The following is a 15,470-nucleotide window of genomic DNA, read 5'->3' as shown; positions in this document are numbered from 1 at the left end:
ATCTAATATAAATGTTACCACATTATTGATGTTTGGTGAAGAGACTCAAACTATTGAATTATTTTCTCGTTTTGTGGTACAATACATTACTGTAAATGACCTAAAACACTACCCACAAAGGAGTTGTAGAAGTTGACACAAGATATAGTGATGTTGCTTTTTAGTCTCGCCTTTATACTTCTTTCCTGTATCTTATTTACAAACTCAGTAGAATGGTTTGGAAAAAAGTTAAACTTAAGTCAGGGAGTAGTGGGAAGTATTTTAGCTGCTGTAGGCACCGCACTTCCTGAAACAATTATACCAATTATCGCTATACTTTTTTATGGAGGAAGAGAGGCAAGTCAAATAGCCACAGGTGCTATTTTAGGAGCTCCCTTTATGCTTTCTACCTTAGGATTTTTGATAACAGGTGCTGCCATCATAATTTATTCCCTTTTTGGAAAAAGAACGTTGAAAATGAATGCAAATAAAAAAGTGTTTCAAAGAGACTTGACATATTTTATCTTAGTATACGCAATAGCAATTTTCGCTTCTGTCTTTAATCAAGTTAACGAAATTAGAATATCTGCAATTATATTGGTACTTTTAGCATACGCTTTTTATGTAAAACGTACTTTTTCAGATGAACAGCAATTGGATGAAAATATAGGAACTCTATACTTTTCAAAGTTTTTAGGAGTAAAAACTAATTTACTCTGGATAACCAGTCAATTAATTCTATCTCTTTTAGGAATAATTTTTGGCGCTCACTTGTTTGTAGGATATGTAAAAGATTTGTCTCACATGATGGGAATTTCACCTTTAATACTCTCAATTGTCATAACGCCTATTGCAACAGAACTGCCTGAAAAGCTCAATTCTATTGTGTGGGTAGGACAAAAAAAGGATACTCTTGCACTTGGAAATATAACGGGGGCGATGGTGTTTCAGTCTTCCATACCAGTTACTATTGGTATACTGTTTACGCCATGGAACATCACAGGAATAGCTTTTTTAAGTGCCATGTTAGCTTTAACTTCAGCTATTTTAAATTTAATGTGGATAAATATTAGAAAGTCAGTTAATCCTTTTGTGCTGATGTTTGGAGGAGTATTATACGGAATATTTTTAATCACTGTACTCCATTAATTTATATCTTCATCTCTGTTGCTTATATAAATACCTGTATGTTATAATTTTAATAAAGTAAATAAAGTTTTTACGGTTGGCAAGTCTTATGACTTGTTCAAGAACTTTCGGCTTCTTGGGTGGGAAGCTCATCTTAAAGGTGAGTTTTTCCACCTTTTATTTTACAAAATAATACAAATAATAATGTAAAAGGAGGATGGATTGTGGTTATTGTTGCACTCTTAGTAATATTATTAATGATCCTAATTTTGCCTCTTGTAAATAGGCATATAGAACACAACATCGAATATTTTCTTTTTGCAATGGGAGTTGCTGCAGCATTTGTATCAGGAGTATTTTCTTATGACCTGATAGCTCACATATTTAAAAATCATCTTTTGTATTTAATAACAGCAGCCGTATTTTTATCAGGACTTTTATTTGAGATATTTAAAGATAAATTTAAAAAATTTATAGGAACAGTAGTAACTCATATTCCGCTTAAAATATTTGTATTTTTAGTAATTATTATCCTTGGCTTGACAGCCAGTATAATTACAGCCATAATAGCCTCAATAATATTAGTAGAAATAATTCACTTGTTGCCCTTAAAACACAAAGACAAAGTGGTGATTACTGTCATTGCCTCTCTTTCAATAGGCATGGGTGCTGCACTAACACCAATTGGCGAGCCCTTAGCCACAATAGTAACCTCAAAATTAAATGAAAGCTTCCTTTACCTTTTTACTACCTTAGGCATTTACATCATACCAGCTGTATTGGCTTTGGGCTTTTTGGGTTTACTTTATATTAATAAATTAGAGAAAAGTAGTCTCATTATAGAAGAAAATTATGTGGAAGAAGCAGAAGAAATTAAAAAAATTGAAAGATTTCAATTTATCTTTATTCAAGCATTTAAAATTTTTGTTTTTATTCTGGCATTGGAACTTTTAGGTGCAGGATTCAAACCTATTATTGATAATTATATAATTCATCTTGATAGCCGACTTTTATACTGGATAAACATGACCTCAGCAGTTCTTGACAACGCAACACTGACAGCAGCCGAAATAAGCCCTGCTATGACAACAGAACAAATCCAAGCAATATTGATGGGGCTTCTAATAAGTGGCGGCATGTTGATTCCAGGAAACATACCTAATATCATATCAGCAGGAAAGCTGAATATAAAAAGCCGTGAATGGGCTTTGGTAGGAATTCCTCTATCTTTAATTGGTTTAGTTATATATTTTATCATTCATTTTGTAGTCTGATTTTATTTTACTCTATTTGTTAATTTACCTATTCCCTCTATTTCAATAGTTACAACGTCTCCAGGTTTTAAAGGGCCAACGCCAGAGGGTGTTCCCGTCAATATGACATCGCTAGGGTTTAGCGTCATTATGTGAGATATAAAACTCACAAGTTTTGGAACGCCAAATATGAGATGTCTGGTGTTACTTTTTTGCTTTACTTCATCATTTACATATGTAATTATGTCCAAAGAAGATGGGTCTAAGTCTGTCACAATCCAAGGGCCTATGGGCAAAAAGGTATCAAAAGACTTCGCTCTTGTCCATTGACCATCTTTTGCCTGCAAATCTCTTGCTGTTACATCGTTAGCTATCGTATAGCCAAGGACATAATCTAACGCATCTTTTTCAGACACATTTTTCGCTCTTTTGCCTATTACAACAGCCAATTCCCCCTCATAGTCAACCCTCTCTGACATCTTAGGAATAACTATAAAATCATCAGGGCCAATAACTGCTGTTGAAGGTTTTATGAATAATGTCGGTTCCTCCGGCTCTTTGTCCCCCATTTCCTCTATATGATCCCTATAATTTAACCCTACACATATAGCTTTTGTAGGCAGGCAAGGAGGCAAAAGCTTTACTTCCTCCAAGTTGTAAGAATAAAAGCCTTCACTTCCAAATGCAATAACTTTATCCCCTTCAATTATTCCATATTCATTCAACGCTTTATCTATTCTCACAAGCCTCACAATAAAACCCCCTCAAATTTTTAGATTTAAAAATATTTTACCACATAACCTATGATTAAAAAATAGCCTGTATTTACAGGCTCCAGCTTATTGACAAAGTCAAAAATTTTTAAATAGGATATTTTGCATCGTCACTCCGATGTTCCAAAGCGACAAAACTAAACTCGACCTTCGGGCTCCGGCAGGGTACCGGGCACATTCGACATCCTTGTCTTAGTGCCCGCCTCCGCCATCCTTGGCTTCGGCCCTGCCTTCACCCTCGGTCTTGCTAAGTTTTGTTGCCGCTTTGTCACAAGTCGTTCCTTATGCAAAATATCCTATTTTCGAAAGTTTGTCTACAGTCTGTAGCCTGCATTTACAGGCTTAATTACATTTGACTTTTTATGTACTCTCCTAGTTTTTTATCTACTTTGCTTATGTGATTTAGCACCCAATCTACTAAAGTCCTATTAACAGTCATCAAATTAGTGAGCGTAGGACCTTCTTTTTTTATTTTTTCATCCAGTTCATTAACTTCTTTAATAAAATTGTCATGAATTTGTTTATGTATTTCATACTCAGGATATTTATACTTTTTCATCAGCTCTTGTTCGGCGCTAAAATGCGTTACAGTGTACTCTTTTACAAATTCCATTGCTTCCTCAACTTTTTCCTTGCCTCTTTTTTGATTGTATGACTCTAAAAGGTCATTAATTCTCCTTATCCACTCTTTGTGCTGCTCATCAATATAATCATTTCCTACAGACAAAGACTCTGTCCATTTCATTTTAAAAATCCCCCTTTGCTTTTCTTATGTGTTCTCCTACCTTTTTGTCCTCTTTGCTTATGTGATTTATAAGCCAATCCACCAACGTTTTATTAACAAGCATTATGATTGATAAGTTTATGCCTTCTTTTTTTATTTTTTCGTCCAATTCCTCTACTTTTTTAATGAAATCTTCATGAATTTTTTTGTGTTCTTCATAGGAAGGGTATTGATATTTTTTCATGAAGTCTTCTTCAGCGCTAAAATGTTCTATAGTATAATCTTTTAAAAATTTCATCACTTCTTCAATCTTTTCTTTTCCTTTTTTCTGATTGCAAGCTTCCAGAACATCATTTACTTTTTTTATTAACTCTTTATGTTGACTGTCAATGAGTTCATTTCCAACTGATAAAGATTCAGTCCACTTCAATTACTCTCTCCTCCCGATTTTATCATTAACTACATTGTAAACTTTTATCGACAAAAAAGCAATATTAAAAAGGACAAACTCTTAAGTAAAACTAAGAAATTTGTCCTTTTTTGTATTTTACTCGTACCTTAGAGCTTCAATTGGATTTAAATTGGCAGCTTTATTTGCAGGATATACGCCAAAGAACAATCCTACAATTACTGAGAAGGAAAAGGATATTAATAGTGTAGAGAGAGAAGGCTTAGCATTTATATTCATAGCTGAGCCTAGTACCATCGACAATACGTATCCTACTATAATTCCCACTATTCCTCCTAATCCGCTTAAAGTTAATGATTCAATTATAAACTGAAGTAATATATCTTTCTTTTTGGCTCCTAATGCTTTTCTTATCCCTATCTCTCTCGTCCTTTCAGTAACAGATACAAGCATTATGTTCATTATCCCTATTCCACCGACTAAAAGGGATATTCCTGCAATTCCTCCAAGGAGCAAGCTCAATGTAGCAGTAACACTATTTACTGTAGATAAAATTTGTGATTGATCAATTATTCTAAAGGCATTTGTATCGCCTTTAAATATAGTTAGCAGTTTGCTGTTTATTTCGTTTTTAGCGAGTTCCACGGTATCTGGGCTTGTAGCTTCTATATATATTTGTCTTATGTCTCTATTTTTCGCAAAGTAGAACATTGTTTTAAGGGGTATAAATATTGAATCATCATCAGAACCTGCAATTGAAGAACCTTTTTGTGACAAAATACCTACTACCGTGAAGTTTTGGCCATTTAATTTTATAGTCTTGCCAATAGGATCAGTAAAGCCAAAAAGCTCTCTCGCTACATTGCTGCCAAGAACTGCTACCCTGTTCCTTCCTTCATCATCCATTGGCAAAATGAATCTGCCAGCTGCTACTTGTATATCGCGTATTGATTGATAATCTCCATTTACTCCATTTACCGTTGTGTTGTCCACTGAATTATTTCCGTACATAGCCGTTACACTGGTAGATATGACCGGAGAGATAGCAGCTATAAAGTTTGAGTCTTTTAAAACAATGGCTTGGTCATAAGTTAAAGAGCTTTCTCCCCCTCTCCCCATTACGTTTACCATTATGAGGTTTGAACCCATACTCTGTATCTGAGAAGTAATACTTCTTGTAGAGCCCTGGCCTATACTTACTAAGGCTATAACAGCTGTGACACCTATTATAATCCCCAACATGGTGAGAAAAGACCTCATTTTATTGCTTAAAATACTGCGTATAGCTATTTTCAAAGCTTCTACATATCTCACGGTGTTACCACCTCGTTTTCTAAAATACGCCCATCTTTTATTCTTACTATTCTTTTGGCTTGTGCAGCTATATTAGGGTCATGAGTTATGAGTACTACTGTATTCCCTCTCTCGTTTAACTCTTTTATTATTTTCATTATCTCACTACCACTTTTTGAGTCTAAGTTTCCCGTCGGCTCATCTGCTAATATTAGATGGGGATTGTTTGCTAGTGCCCTTGCTATTGCTACTCTTTGCTGCTGACCTCCTGATAATTCATTAGGTCTATGGTGCATCCTTTCCTTAAGTCCTACCATCTCTAAAAGCATCTCTGCTCTTTGCCGTCTTTCTTTTGTAGGCACACCTTTGTATATCATAGGCAATTCCACGTTTTCTAAAGCCGTCATTTTTTGAAGCAAATTGAAATTTTGAAAAACAAAACCTATTTCGCTACATCTTAAATCTGCTAATTGATTGTCAGAAAGTTTGCTTGTGTCTATGCCATTTAAAAAGTATTCTCCAGAAGTTTTTACATCTAAGCACCCTATTATATTCATTAAAGTAGTTTTACCTGAACCTGATTGACCGACAATTGATACAAATTCTCCTTTTTCAATGTCAAGGTTTATACCATCTAACGCTCTTACTTCATTTTCCCCCATTTTGTAAATCTTTGTTAAATTCCTTATTTTTATTAAAATGTTATCCATCATTTACCTCCCTGTGGAAGTGTTATTTTGCCCTGTCCCATTAAAGCTTCTGCCTGGGTAACTACCACCTTGATTAGTCATATTCCTGTTGAAATTGCCTTCTGGCCTAAAGCCACCCATTCCGCCAAAACCACCTGGATTACTGTTATTTGCGTTTGTTGAAGAATTAAGGGTTGGAATTAATACTTTGTCTCCCTCCTGTAAGCCACTCACGATTTCTATAAAGTTGTCGTTGTAAATCCCTGTTTCCACAAATCTTATGTTGTTCCTGAAAAAGTTCCCGTTATTAGTGCTATTGTTAGTGCTATTGATATTTTGATTTTTTAAATCGTCTGTATAGAGTATTACGTATTTTCTATTTCCGTTTGTCTGAACGGCTTGTATTGGAAGTATTAAAGCATCTTGTTTTTCTGCAACAGTTATTGAAACATTCATTGACATACCTAACATTAATCCTTCGCTTGGATCGACTTCAATAATTACGTTGTAAGAAGAAACTCCATTTTGTATTGTTGGAAGTTGTGACACTTCTGAAACAGTACCTGTAAATGTTTTGTCTGGTAAGTCATCTGTTGTAATTTGTGCTTGTTGCCCTACTTTTATGTGCTTTATGTCTGTTTCGTCCACTGAAAGGTTAATGATGTATTTGTTGTTGTTTGCTATTACCGCAGTTTCTGGTTGACTCTCATAAGTAGATAATTGCGTTATATCTAAAACGGGCACAAAACTCGATTGCTGTGATTGGCTATTTGTATTGCTTATGTTAGTGCTCGCTACAGAAGTACCTAATATATCTCCTTCGTTTATGTTCTGGCTAATGATCTTCCCATCTATAGGAGAATAAATTTTTAAGTCGTTGATTTGCTGTAAAATCTGATTGTAGTTGTTTTGTGCTTCCATAACTTTTAATTTGTCATTTTCTATCTGCATCTGCAGATTGCTTATGTTGTCTGATGAAAGTTTTATTAAAAGCTGTCCTTTCTTTACACTTTGCCCTTGAGAAATATATATTTTATCTACCGTACCTGATGTTTGCGCTGTGACATTGACTGTGTTTTTGGCAGTTAACGTGCCATCTTCTAATGCTGTTTCTATTCCGTTATCTGTGTGTATTGATACTTGTACCCTCATTCCATCGCTTAATGCCCCCGGATTGTCAAGCCCTACTGTTACATAGTAGTATTGCACTGTATTATTAGGAACCGGCTGCTCTGAAACGTATTCAACAGTACCTGTTACAGTTGTAAATGAGTCGTATAAAAAAATATCCGCCTTTTGCCCAACTTTTATATTCTTTATTTGAACACCATTGAAAGGAACTTTTACAGTAACATGGGAGTAATCTGCAATGGTTGCAACAGGTGTCCCAGGTGTGACATTCTGTCCTTCTTTTACAAGTATACTGTCTATAATTCCGCCAGAAGGAGAAGTTATGTTTAAATTTGCAATGCTACTATTGTAGTTCTGTGTGTCTTGATTTAGTTGCTGCTCAGCTAAGTTAAGGTTTATTTTTGCTTGTTCCAGCTGATTGTTTAAATCGTCATCTTCAATTTCGTATAATAGGTCTCCTTTCTTTACAGTGTCTCCTACCTTAAAATGCACTTTCTTTACTGTTCCACTGCCTTTTAGCGTAATTGCTCTTACATCACCACTTAAGTTTCCTGTCCCAGTGACTTTCATAGAAATATTACCGCGAGTAACTGTAACATACGAAAGCTGCTGGGATTGTGATGATTTTGCCCTGTTTACAAAGTAAAAAGTGACAATTCCAATGATTAATACTGCAACAATCACATATAAATATTTCCTCTTCATAAATCCACCTCTTCTAAAAATTGATGTTATAATTAAAATAGCAGAAAAATGTTATGTAAAAATTAAGAATATGTGATGAATTTATGTAGTTTACACTTTAATATATTTCCACCTGCCCGCTTTAAATCTATAGCTATACATTACTGACCTTACAACAAAGTCGATACATATACCAATCCATATTCCATATACTCCCATACCAAATACTTTACCAAGAATATATCCAATAGTCACTCTAAAGAGCCATAATCCAATAAAAGCCGTGAGAACAATATAAGGAATATCGCCTGCAGCCCTTAATACTCCTGCCATGACATTTAATATAGCAAGCAAAGGTTCCACAACAGCAAAAATCTTTATAATATCAGAAGCTATTTTTATTACAATAGGATCAGTAGTATAAAGCGCTGCAAGCTGCTTTGAAAATATAAACATAAAAACACCTATAACAGAAATTACAATAACAGCAATGTTTCTTGAAACTTTTGCGTATATTTCCGCTAACATAAAATGTTTTGCACCAAGACTCCGTCCCACTAAACTGGTTGCCGCTATTGAAAATCCAAATATAGGCATAAAAGCAAGACTATTAGCATTCATACCTATTTGATATACAGCAATTGCAATAGTCCCCATTGTGGAAACGATAACTTGCATTACAAGGAAACCACCTTGCATTATTACCTGCTCTAAAGAAGCTGGTATTCCTACTCGTATAATCCTCATCATCATGTTAAAGTCAAGTCGAATCTTTTCTTTTATATCAAGATTAATTCGCCTTTTGCCAAAATATAAAACATATAATTGCAAAAAACCTCCTATTATTCTTGAAATTGTAGCAGAAAGTGCAGAACCTTTTACTCCTAAAGGAGGTATTAAATATCTACCGTGATAAGTCACTCCAAATACAAGTGTGCTATTTAACAAAAGATTTATCACATTTACTGTAGCAGTTATGTACATTGGGGTTTTGGTATCCCCTGCACCTCTTAAAGCCCCGCCTATGATGATATCAATTATCACAAAAGGTAGCCCAAAAAGCACTATTCTATAGTACATTAAAGCCAATTTAAAAACATCAGTGGATACACTTCCAAAGAAGGTTTTAACAATAGGTACTGCAAAAATATAGCCCAAAGTAGTGAGTCCTATAAAAATAGCAATACTCATAATAAGTGACTGCATAACTGCAAGGCGAGCCCCTTCTTCGTCTTCTTCACCAATAAGCCTCGCTACAATTACTGTGGAACCAGTGGCAAGCCCTGAAAAAATTGCTTGAAAGAAAAAAATAAGGGAATTAATCATCCCAACAGCCGCAATTGCACTGGCACTTATTCGACCTACAAATATAGTTGACACCATTCCAACTGTCATTATAAGCATTTGTTCTGTTATAGAAGGCCAAGCCAATTCTATAATTTCTTTAGCAACATTGCGCTTATGCCTCTCTTTTGCTTCCAATTTAATCCCTCCGTTGCTTCGTTTCCTCATTTAAAAGTTCACTTGCTTTTTTCACTACTTCCTGCCCCATCTTTTTATTTATTTCTCTAACTACATTTTCTGCCTTAATAAATTTAATAACCCTTTTATCCAAAAAGGACAATTGCTCATATTTTACTGCACTCAAGTTAGAAACAGATAGACCAATAAGCCTTATATATTGGTCTAATTTTAGACTTTCAATAATTTCGTAGGCTACATCGTATATGTCCTCACCTAATCGTATATATTTATTTAATGTCTTGCTTTTGGTGTGAACTGCAAAATCTGGTGTCTTTATCTTAACAGTAACCGTTCTGGCATAAAGTCTCTCTCTAACTAATTCTTCCGATATTATGTCGGAAAATAATTTCACATAATGAAGTAAAAGCTTTTTGTCCTTTGTATCCTTTTCCAGTGTTTTTTCCTTTCCTATAGACTTAATCTCTCTCATAGTTTCTACAGGCCTCTCATCAATGCCCCTAATTCTATTATATATCTCTAAACCCAATTTCCCAAAAATCTCAATAAGACTTTCCTGTGATAGTTTCAAGAGGTCATCTATTGTATTTATTCCCATAGCTTTAAGTTTTTGCTCAGACTTTTCTCCTATCCCATAAACTTTGGAAACGGGAAGTGGTTTTAAAATGTCGGGAATCATATCTTCTGTTATGACCATAAACCCATCTGGTTTATTCCAATCTGAGGCAAGTTTTGCAAGAAATTTATTATAGGAAACTCCTGCAGAAATAGTAAGTCCTGTCGTTTCCTTCACTTTCTTTTTTATTTCCAGGGCAATAATCTCTGGATTTTTGTCAATATATGTAACATCAAGATAGGCTTCATCTATAGAAACAGGTTCCACTAGAGGAGTTATACTGTACAGGATATTAAAAATTTGAGCTGAAACCTCTTCATATCTTTTTCTCCTTACAGAAAGAAAAATACCGTGTGGACATAGCTTCCTCGCCATGTACATCGGCATTGCAGAATGTATTCCGTACTTTCTTGCCTCATAGGAGCAAGTTGAAACTACTCCTCGTTCCGACAAGCCGCCTATAATAACAGGTTTTCCTCTATATTCTGGATTATCATGTTGTTCTACAGATGCAAAAAAAGCATCCATATCAACATGGATAATCTTCCTCTTCATAATCATCCCTCAATTTTTTTATTTCATATTAGGAAAACCCAGTTGTCTCAAGGCCTCATATAGTACTATAGCTACAGAGTTGGACAAATTTAGAGACCTTGTAGATATCACTTCATGCATTGGTATCCGTATACAGTCTTCGTAGTATTTTTCAATCAACCACTTAGGAAGTCCTGCAGTTTCTTTCCCAAAAAGTATATAAGAATTGTCTTCATATTTTACTTCATGATAATACTTTTTAGCCTTTGTGGTAGCAAGATAAAACTTTTTCCCTTTGTTTTGTTCAAGAAATTGTTCGAGATTATCGTAAACAGTAAGGTCTAAAAGAGGCCAGTAATCTAAGCCAGCTCTTTTTACGTATTTTTCGTCTATACTGAAACCTAAAGGTTTTACAAGATGAAGCCTGCTGCCTGTAAGCACACAAGTTCTTGCAATATTCCCTGTGTTTTGTGGTATTTCAGGTTCAACAAGTACTACATTAAGTGGCATCACCAAAACCTCCATGCAGTAACAACTTTACAATTTTATTATATCACAAGGAGTATATAATTAAAAAATTAGCAAAAGTTTTGTGTGTGTAAAAAATTAGTAGGTGAATAATATGCTGACATTTTGCACAGTTCGCTCCAGTGATATCGCAGGCTAAACTAACGCTCGACCTCAGACTCCAGCGGGGTTCCTACGTCAGGTGGCATCCTTGCCTCATGTCCCGCCTCCGCCATTCTTGGCTTCGGCCCCGCTTCCGTCTTTCGGTCTCGCTAAGTTTCCCGGCACTCAACTGAACGGGCTGGTCCTTTCTCTTATTCTCCTTTTTTAACATTTTCGGTTGAGTGCCGGGCTGTCAAGTCGCTTCTCTTGTGCAAAATGTCAGCAGCATTCCCTACTTAAATTTTACACGAACAAAATTTTTATTGCTTATCTACTCATTAAATATTTTCACTAAAACTTTAATCAACACAAAAAATATGACTAACATCAAAAAAGTCACGCCAAACCCAACAGTGGCAATTTTAATTAAATTAAACAAGTTCATTTTGTTCACCTCTTTAAAATTACATAATAGACTTGTGCAAAATTCAGAAGCCTTAATTTAAGCCATTCTACAGACATACTTTTTTCCTATCACTCTTGAATTTTTTATCTTTTATGTAGGATTTCCCCTCCCATTTGTCGAATTATTATATATACACTATAAAAAATTTTTTAAGAAGGAGGAAATTCTACATGTACCAGCTTCAATTGCTTTTAAATATACCTGAACTCTTTACCTCTCAGTCTAAAATTGATTTCTATTCTTCTATGTTTGAAAATCTTGACCTGTCTTCAATACCTGAATTCCCTTCCTCTAGTCCTGGCCGTAAGGGTTATTCTCACCATGCACTTTTTAGAGCTTTTATTGTCATGAAAGCTGAAAGATTCGGCACAATTTCTGACCTTTTAGATTATCTCCGCAATAATCTTATCATTGCTCATCTTTGTGGCTTCGACATTTCTAAACCTCTTCCTTCTTATTGGACTTTTCGCCGTTTTATTAATGACTTCTCTCATGATTATTTGACCTCTATTTTTCAAAATCAGGTCAATATCCTCAAAAATATGGGTATTATCTCCGGTGAGTTTATTTCCATGGATTCTACCCCTATTAAAGCTAACACTAAGTTAAATAACCCTAAGTCTTTTTCTAAAAATAAATTCTCTAAAGATAATCAGCCTAAGTCAGATAAGGATTGTAAATTAGGCGTTTATTCTGCTTCTAACGATTCTTCTAATAAACGCTATAAGTTTTATTGGGGCTATAAAAATCACATTATTGTTGATGCTATCTCTGGTTTACCCATCGCTGAAACTACTACCCCCGCTGATGCCCCTGATTTTGAAGCCGCTTTATCTTTGCTTGAGAAGACTAATAAGTGGTTTAACCTTAAGTATGTTAATTTTATTGCTGATAAAGGCTATGATGTTAAGAAACTTTATAATTATGTTAGAAATATTCTCCACGGTCATTGCTTTATTCCTCTTAACAAGCGTAATTCTAAAAATCCCCCTCTGACTGATGATGGTTATATGGTCTGTGAAGCGGGTATTAAAATGCTTAAAGATGGCAAGCAATATTTTGATGGTTTTATTAAGCAAAAATTTGTTTGCAAGTTCTGTAATTCTAAGGATGATTCTGCCTGCCCTATAAATCATCCTAAATATTTTAATGGCAAAAAGCATAGAGGCTGTACTAAGTATGCTATTATATCTTCTGATTATAGGTCCTCTATTAATAGAGACTCCCTATATTTTAAGGCCGTCTACAAATTGAGAATTGAATCAGAAAGATATAATTCCCGCTTTAAAGCTCTGGATTTTGAAAAGGCTTATGTTAGAAATATTAATTCTGTGAGCAACCTTAATACTTTTGGCCATATTACTTTGCTTACTGTCGCTATTGTAGCTATTAAATTGGGCAAATATGATGAGTTTAGATCTCTTGTTGCTTTGATGCAATCGGCCTAATTTTTATTGAATCTATTTCATGCCATTTTTTAACATTTGACTTCTACAGGATATTTATGCCCTTTTTTAGCTCCTCTTTTTGTCTTTTCTTTTCCCTTACCACTTCCTTTATGTTTGATTGTCAGTGTTGATTACTATATATTGTATGTAATACATATTTTGGTTTTTGATTATGATTATTTTAATTAATTTTGCACATCCCTATTACATAATAGAACTTACAAGTGCTATTACAATACCTCCTGCTATGATAGAACCTAACTGACCTGCAACATTTGCTCCTACAGCCTGCATTAAAATAAAATTTGTAGGGTCTTCTTTTTGGGCCATTTTCTGTATCACACGAGACGACATTGGAAAAGCTGATATTCCAGCAGCTCCTACCATTGGATTGACTTTATTTTTTAAAAACAAATTTAAAAACTTTGCAAACAATACTCCTCCTGCTGTATCAAATATAAATGCTATAAGTCCCATTCCAAATATCAAAAGAGTTGTAGGTGTCAAAAATTTGTCGGCAGTCATAGTAGAACCTATTGTTATCCCAAGTAAAAGTGTCACAAGATTGGCAAGTTCATTTTGTGCAGCTTTTGAAAGCCGTTCTACTACCCCACTTTCTCTTATGAGGTTGCCAAACATCAAAGAACCTACAAGAGGAACACTAGTTGGTACTAAAATTCCTGCAACAAATGTCACTGCTATTGGAAAAAGTATTTTAGCTGTTTTTGAAACTTCATTCATGCGCAAATCCATTCTAATTTTTCGTTCTTCTTCACTGGTAAGCATTTTTATCACAAAGGGCTGGATTATTGGAACTAATGCCATATACGAATAAGCTGCAACTGATATAGGACCCAAAAGCTTTGGTGCAAACAAATTAGCTACATAAATAGATGTAGGGCCATCTGCAGCGCCAATTATGCCTATAGCAACTGCTTCTTTTAAATTAAAGCCCAGCATATGCGCAAAAATTATAGTTAAAAATATTCCTAACTGCGCTGCTGCGCCAAAAAATATCATTAACGGTTGCTTAAGAAGTGGTGAAAAATCTACCATTGCACCAACTGCAATAAAAATGAGAATAGGAAAAAGTTCTGTACTTATTCCAGCGTTGTATAGAATTGTAAGAAAACCATTTTCACCTATAGCAGATGAAAGCGGAATATTGGCTAGTATTATGCCAAACCCTATAGGCAAAAGTAACATTGGCTCGTATTCTTTTTTTATCGCAAGATATATAAGGATACCTCCAATGATAAACATTATAATATGACCTGGTGTAAGATTTAATATACCTTCTATAAAAGCGTTCATTATCTATACTCCCTTCTTTTGTAAATATAAACAAAAAAGACCCTTATAGTGGTAAACACTATAAAGGTCTTGCTCAAACTCCGCATGGAGTTTTTGACCTGCCGGAGAAAATCTCTCGTGCTGACGGCAGGTCAAACCACAATGTGTGGCAAGCTACTCCCCTTTACATATTTCTATGCCGCATATTACAAATTCCAAAAGAAAACAAACTACCTCTCTCTGATTCGCCTTGTTTCTAATGAAATTATAACATATTAACTTAAACGTTAGCAATAAAACATTATTCGGGATAGTGTCAAAAATTAGTATGTAACTCATTCATATGAAAGGTTTGCGTATGTGAGGAATCTCAGGCGTAAGAGGTGGGTAGCTACAAAATTTTTATACAAATTCATATTTACAGCGTATTGACTTTGAAAAAAATATGATTATAATAAAAATGTAATTCGTAAACCAAAATATTCGGGAGGCATATTGATGGAAATAACACATATAGGCAATTTAGAAATGCTTTTAAGAGAGATAAATCACATATTAAATTTATATACTCGAAGCTATCTCAATGAAAAAAATATAACAATGGCAAGATTTTGGGTTATGAATAAGCTGTCGGTTGACAACCCAATAACCATGAAAGAATTGCAAAGAAGGTTGCTGTTGGCTCCCGGTACTCTGACAGGACTTGTTGACAATCTTGTAAGCGACGGACTTGTCAAAAGATGGCGAGATGAAACTGACAGAAGACTTGTTTATCTTGTTTTAACTCATGAAGGTGATAGGTTATTAAAAGATATATTAAAATATCGTGTATCAATACTTGCAAATATTTTGGAAAAGATTGATGGACTTGACGTAGAACGTCTAAACAGTGATTTGAGATTAATTTGGAATCAATTGAAAGAATGTGAGACTTGCTAAATTTTAATTTGGAAGCAGGT

At 34.6% G+C, this 15,470-nt stretch carries 15 protein-coding genes and 1 other annotated feature; of the genes, 4 read left to right on the top strand and 11 right to left on the bottom strand.

From position 1 onward, the window contains the following. Positions 1 to 132: 132 nt before the first annotated feature. Positions 133 to 1,128, top strand: a complete 996-nt coding sequence (locus EB239_RS03475; protein WP_003869081.1) for a sodium:calcium antiporter — start codon at positions 133 to 135, stop codon at positions 1,126 to 1,128. Between the two features lie 74 nt (positions 1,129 to 1,202). After that, positions 1,203 to 1,257 (top strand) — a sequence feature (sodium ion sensor (DUF1646 type); this cis-regulatory element may regulate processes involved in with the transportation of sodium ions). A 74-nt stretch (positions 1,258 to 1,331) separates the two neighbouring features. Beyond that, a complete protein-coding gene (locus tag EB239_RS03470; RefSeq protein ID WP_003869080.1) occupies positions 1,332 to 2,381 on the top strand; it encodes a DUF1646 family protein in 1,050 nt (349 codons plus the stop codon). Between the two features lie 2 nt (positions 2,382 to 2,383). Here the strand turns inward: EB239_RS03470 and EB239_RS03465 are convergent, their stop codons facing one another. The 10 genes from EB239_RS03465 to EB239_RS14850 all read right to left on the bottom strand — a co-directional run bounded on the left by EB239_RS03465 (position 2,384) and on the right by EB239_RS14850 (position 11,749). Next, on the bottom strand, positions 2,384 to 3,112 hold the full coding sequence (locus tag EB239_RS03465) for a fumarylacetoacetate hydrolase family protein (RefSeq protein ID WP_003869079.1): 729 nt from the start codon (positions 3,110 to 3,112) through the stop codon (positions 2,384 to 2,386). A gap of 367 nt (positions 3,113 to 3,479) precedes the next feature. Then, positions 3,480 to 3,878 (bottom strand): bacteriohemerythrin, encoded by a 399-nt coding sequence (locus tag EB239_RS03460; RefSeq protein ID WP_003869078.1) that lies wholly within the window; start codon positions 3,876 to 3,878, stop codon positions 3,480 to 3,482. 1 nt (position 3,879) lies between these two features. Then, complete coding sequence (locus EB239_RS03455) at positions 3,880 to 4,287, bottom strand: bacteriohemerythrin (RefSeq protein ID WP_003869077.1); 408 nt, start codon at positions 4,285 to 4,287, stop codon at positions 3,880 to 3,882. Between the two features lie 117 nt (positions 4,288 to 4,404). Continuing rightward, on the bottom strand, positions 4,405 to 5,580 hold the full coding sequence (locus tag EB239_RS03450) for an ABC transporter permease (protein WP_003869076.1): 1,176 nt from the start codon (positions 5,578 to 5,580) through the stop codon (positions 4,405 to 4,407). Continuing rightward, positions 5,577 to 6,269, bottom strand: coding sequence for an ABC transporter ATP-binding protein (locus EB239_RS03445; protein WP_003869075.1), 693 nt, complete (start codon positions 6,267 to 6,269; stop codon positions 5,577 to 5,579). The genes EB239_RS03450 and EB239_RS03445 overlap by 4 nt, the downstream gene beginning before the upstream one ends. Before the next feature lie 3 nt (positions 6,270 to 6,272). Then, positions 6,273 to 8,084: an efflux RND transporter periplasmic adaptor subunit gene (locus EB239_RS03440; RefSeq protein WP_003869074.1), complete on the bottom strand. Its 1,812-nt coding sequence runs from the start codon at positions 8,082 to 8,084 to the stop codon at positions 6,273 to 6,275. 90 nt (positions 8,085 to 8,174) lie between these two features. Beyond that, positions 8,175 to 9,545 (bottom strand): MATE family efflux transporter, encoded by a 1,371-nt coding sequence (locus EB239_RS03435; protein ID WP_003869073.1) that lies wholly within the window; start codon positions 9,543 to 9,545, stop codon positions 8,175 to 8,177. Between the two features lies 1 nt (position 9,546). After that, positions 9,547 to 10,716 carry a DNA polymerase IV gene (locus tag EB239_RS03430; RefSeq protein WP_003869072.1) on the bottom strand — a complete coding sequence of 390 codons (1,170 nt, stop codon included), beginning with the start codon at positions 10,714 to 10,716 and terminating at the stop codon, positions 9,547 to 9,549. An 18-nt stretch (positions 10,717 to 10,734) separates the two neighbouring features. Next, positions 10,735 to 11,205: a tRNA (uridine(34)/cytosine(34)/5-carboxymethylaminomethyluridine(34)-2'-O)-methyltransferase TrmL gene (gene trmL, locus EB239_RS03425; RefSeq protein ID WP_003869071.1), complete on the bottom strand. Its 471-nt coding sequence runs from the start codon at positions 11,203 to 11,205 to the stop codon at positions 10,735 to 10,737. Positions 11,206 to 11,635: 430 nt separating this feature from the next. Continuing rightward, positions 11,636 to 11,749 (bottom strand): OadG-related small transporter subunit, encoded by a 114-nt coding sequence (locus tag EB239_RS14850; protein WP_003869070.1) that lies wholly within the window; start codon positions 11,747 to 11,749, stop codon positions 11,636 to 11,638. A 191-nt stretch (positions 11,750 to 11,940) separates the two neighbouring features. Between EB239_RS14850 and EB239_RS03420 the strand changes: the two genes are divergently transcribed. Beyond that, complete coding sequence (locus EB239_RS03420) at positions 11,941 to 13,218, top strand: transposase (protein ID WP_003869069.1); 1,278 nt, start codon at positions 11,941 to 11,943, stop codon at positions 13,216 to 13,218. A gap of 204 nt (positions 13,219 to 13,422) precedes the next feature. On the opposite strand, the gene EB239_RS03415 is transcribed toward EB239_RS03420, so the two are convergent. Next, positions 13,423 to 14,532 (bottom strand): sodium ion-translocating decarboxylase subunit beta, encoded by a 1,110-nt coding sequence (locus tag EB239_RS03415; RefSeq protein ID WP_003869068.1) that lies wholly within the window; start codon positions 14,530 to 14,532, stop codon positions 13,423 to 13,425. A 477-nt stretch (positions 14,533 to 15,009) separates the two neighbouring features. Here EB239_RS03415 and EB239_RS03410 point away from each other — a divergent pair, with 477 nt between their 5' ends. Beyond that, positions 15,010 to 15,450 (top strand): MarR family winged helix-turn-helix transcriptional regulator, encoded by a 441-nt coding sequence (locus EB239_RS03410; RefSeq protein ID WP_003869067.1) that lies wholly within the window; start codon positions 15,010 to 15,012, stop codon positions 15,448 to 15,450. Positions 15,451 to 15,470 lie beyond the last annotated feature (20 nt).

Source organism: Thermoanaerobacter ethanolicus JW 200, from assembly GCF_003722315.1.
In the GTDB taxonomy this organism is placed as follows: Bacteria; Bacillota; Thermoanaerobacteria; order Thermoanaerobacterales; family Thermoanaerobacteraceae; genus Thermoanaerobacter; species Thermoanaerobacter ethanolicus.
Note: the sequence above shows the minus strand (reverse complement) of the source record. Positions and strands in the feature narration are given on the sequence as shown.

Excerpts from the sequence above, each read along its gene's own strand:
- EB239_RS03460 (WP_003869078.1), bottom strand. The coding sequence starts at position 3,878 with ATGAAATGGACAGAGTCTTTGTCTGTAGGAAATGATTATATTGATGAG.
- EB239_RS03445 (WP_003869075.1), bottom strand. The coding sequence starts at position 6,269 with ATGGATAACATTTTAATAAAAATAAGGAATTTAACAAAGATTTACAAA.
- EB239_RS03440 (WP_003869074.1), bottom strand. The coding sequence starts at position 8,084 with ATGAAGAGGAAATATTTATATGTGATTGTTGCAGTATTAATCATTGGA.
- EB239_RS03430 (WP_003869072.1), bottom strand. The coding sequence starts at position 10,716 with ATGAAGAGGAAGATTATCCATGTTGATATGGATGCTTTTTTTGCATCT.
- trmL (WP_003869071.1), bottom strand. The coding sequence starts at position 11,205 with ATGCCACTTAATGTAGTACTTGTTGAACCTGAAATACCACAAAACACA.
- EB239_RS14850 (WP_003869070.1), bottom strand. The coding sequence starts at position 11,749 with ATGAACTTGTTTAATTTAATTAAAATTGCCACTGTTGGGTTTGGCGTG.
- EB239_RS03420 (WP_003869069.1), top strand. The coding sequence starts at position 11,941 with ATGTACCAGCTTCAATTGCTTTTAAATATACCTGAACTCTTTACCTCT.
- EB239_RS03415 (WP_003869068.1), bottom strand. The coding sequence starts at position 14,532 with ATGAACGCTTTTATAGAAGGTATATTAAATCTTACACCAGGTCATATT.
- EB239_RS03410 (WP_003869067.1), top strand. The coding sequence starts at position 15,010 with ATGGAAATAACACATATAGGCAATTTAGAAATGCTTTTAAGAGAGATA.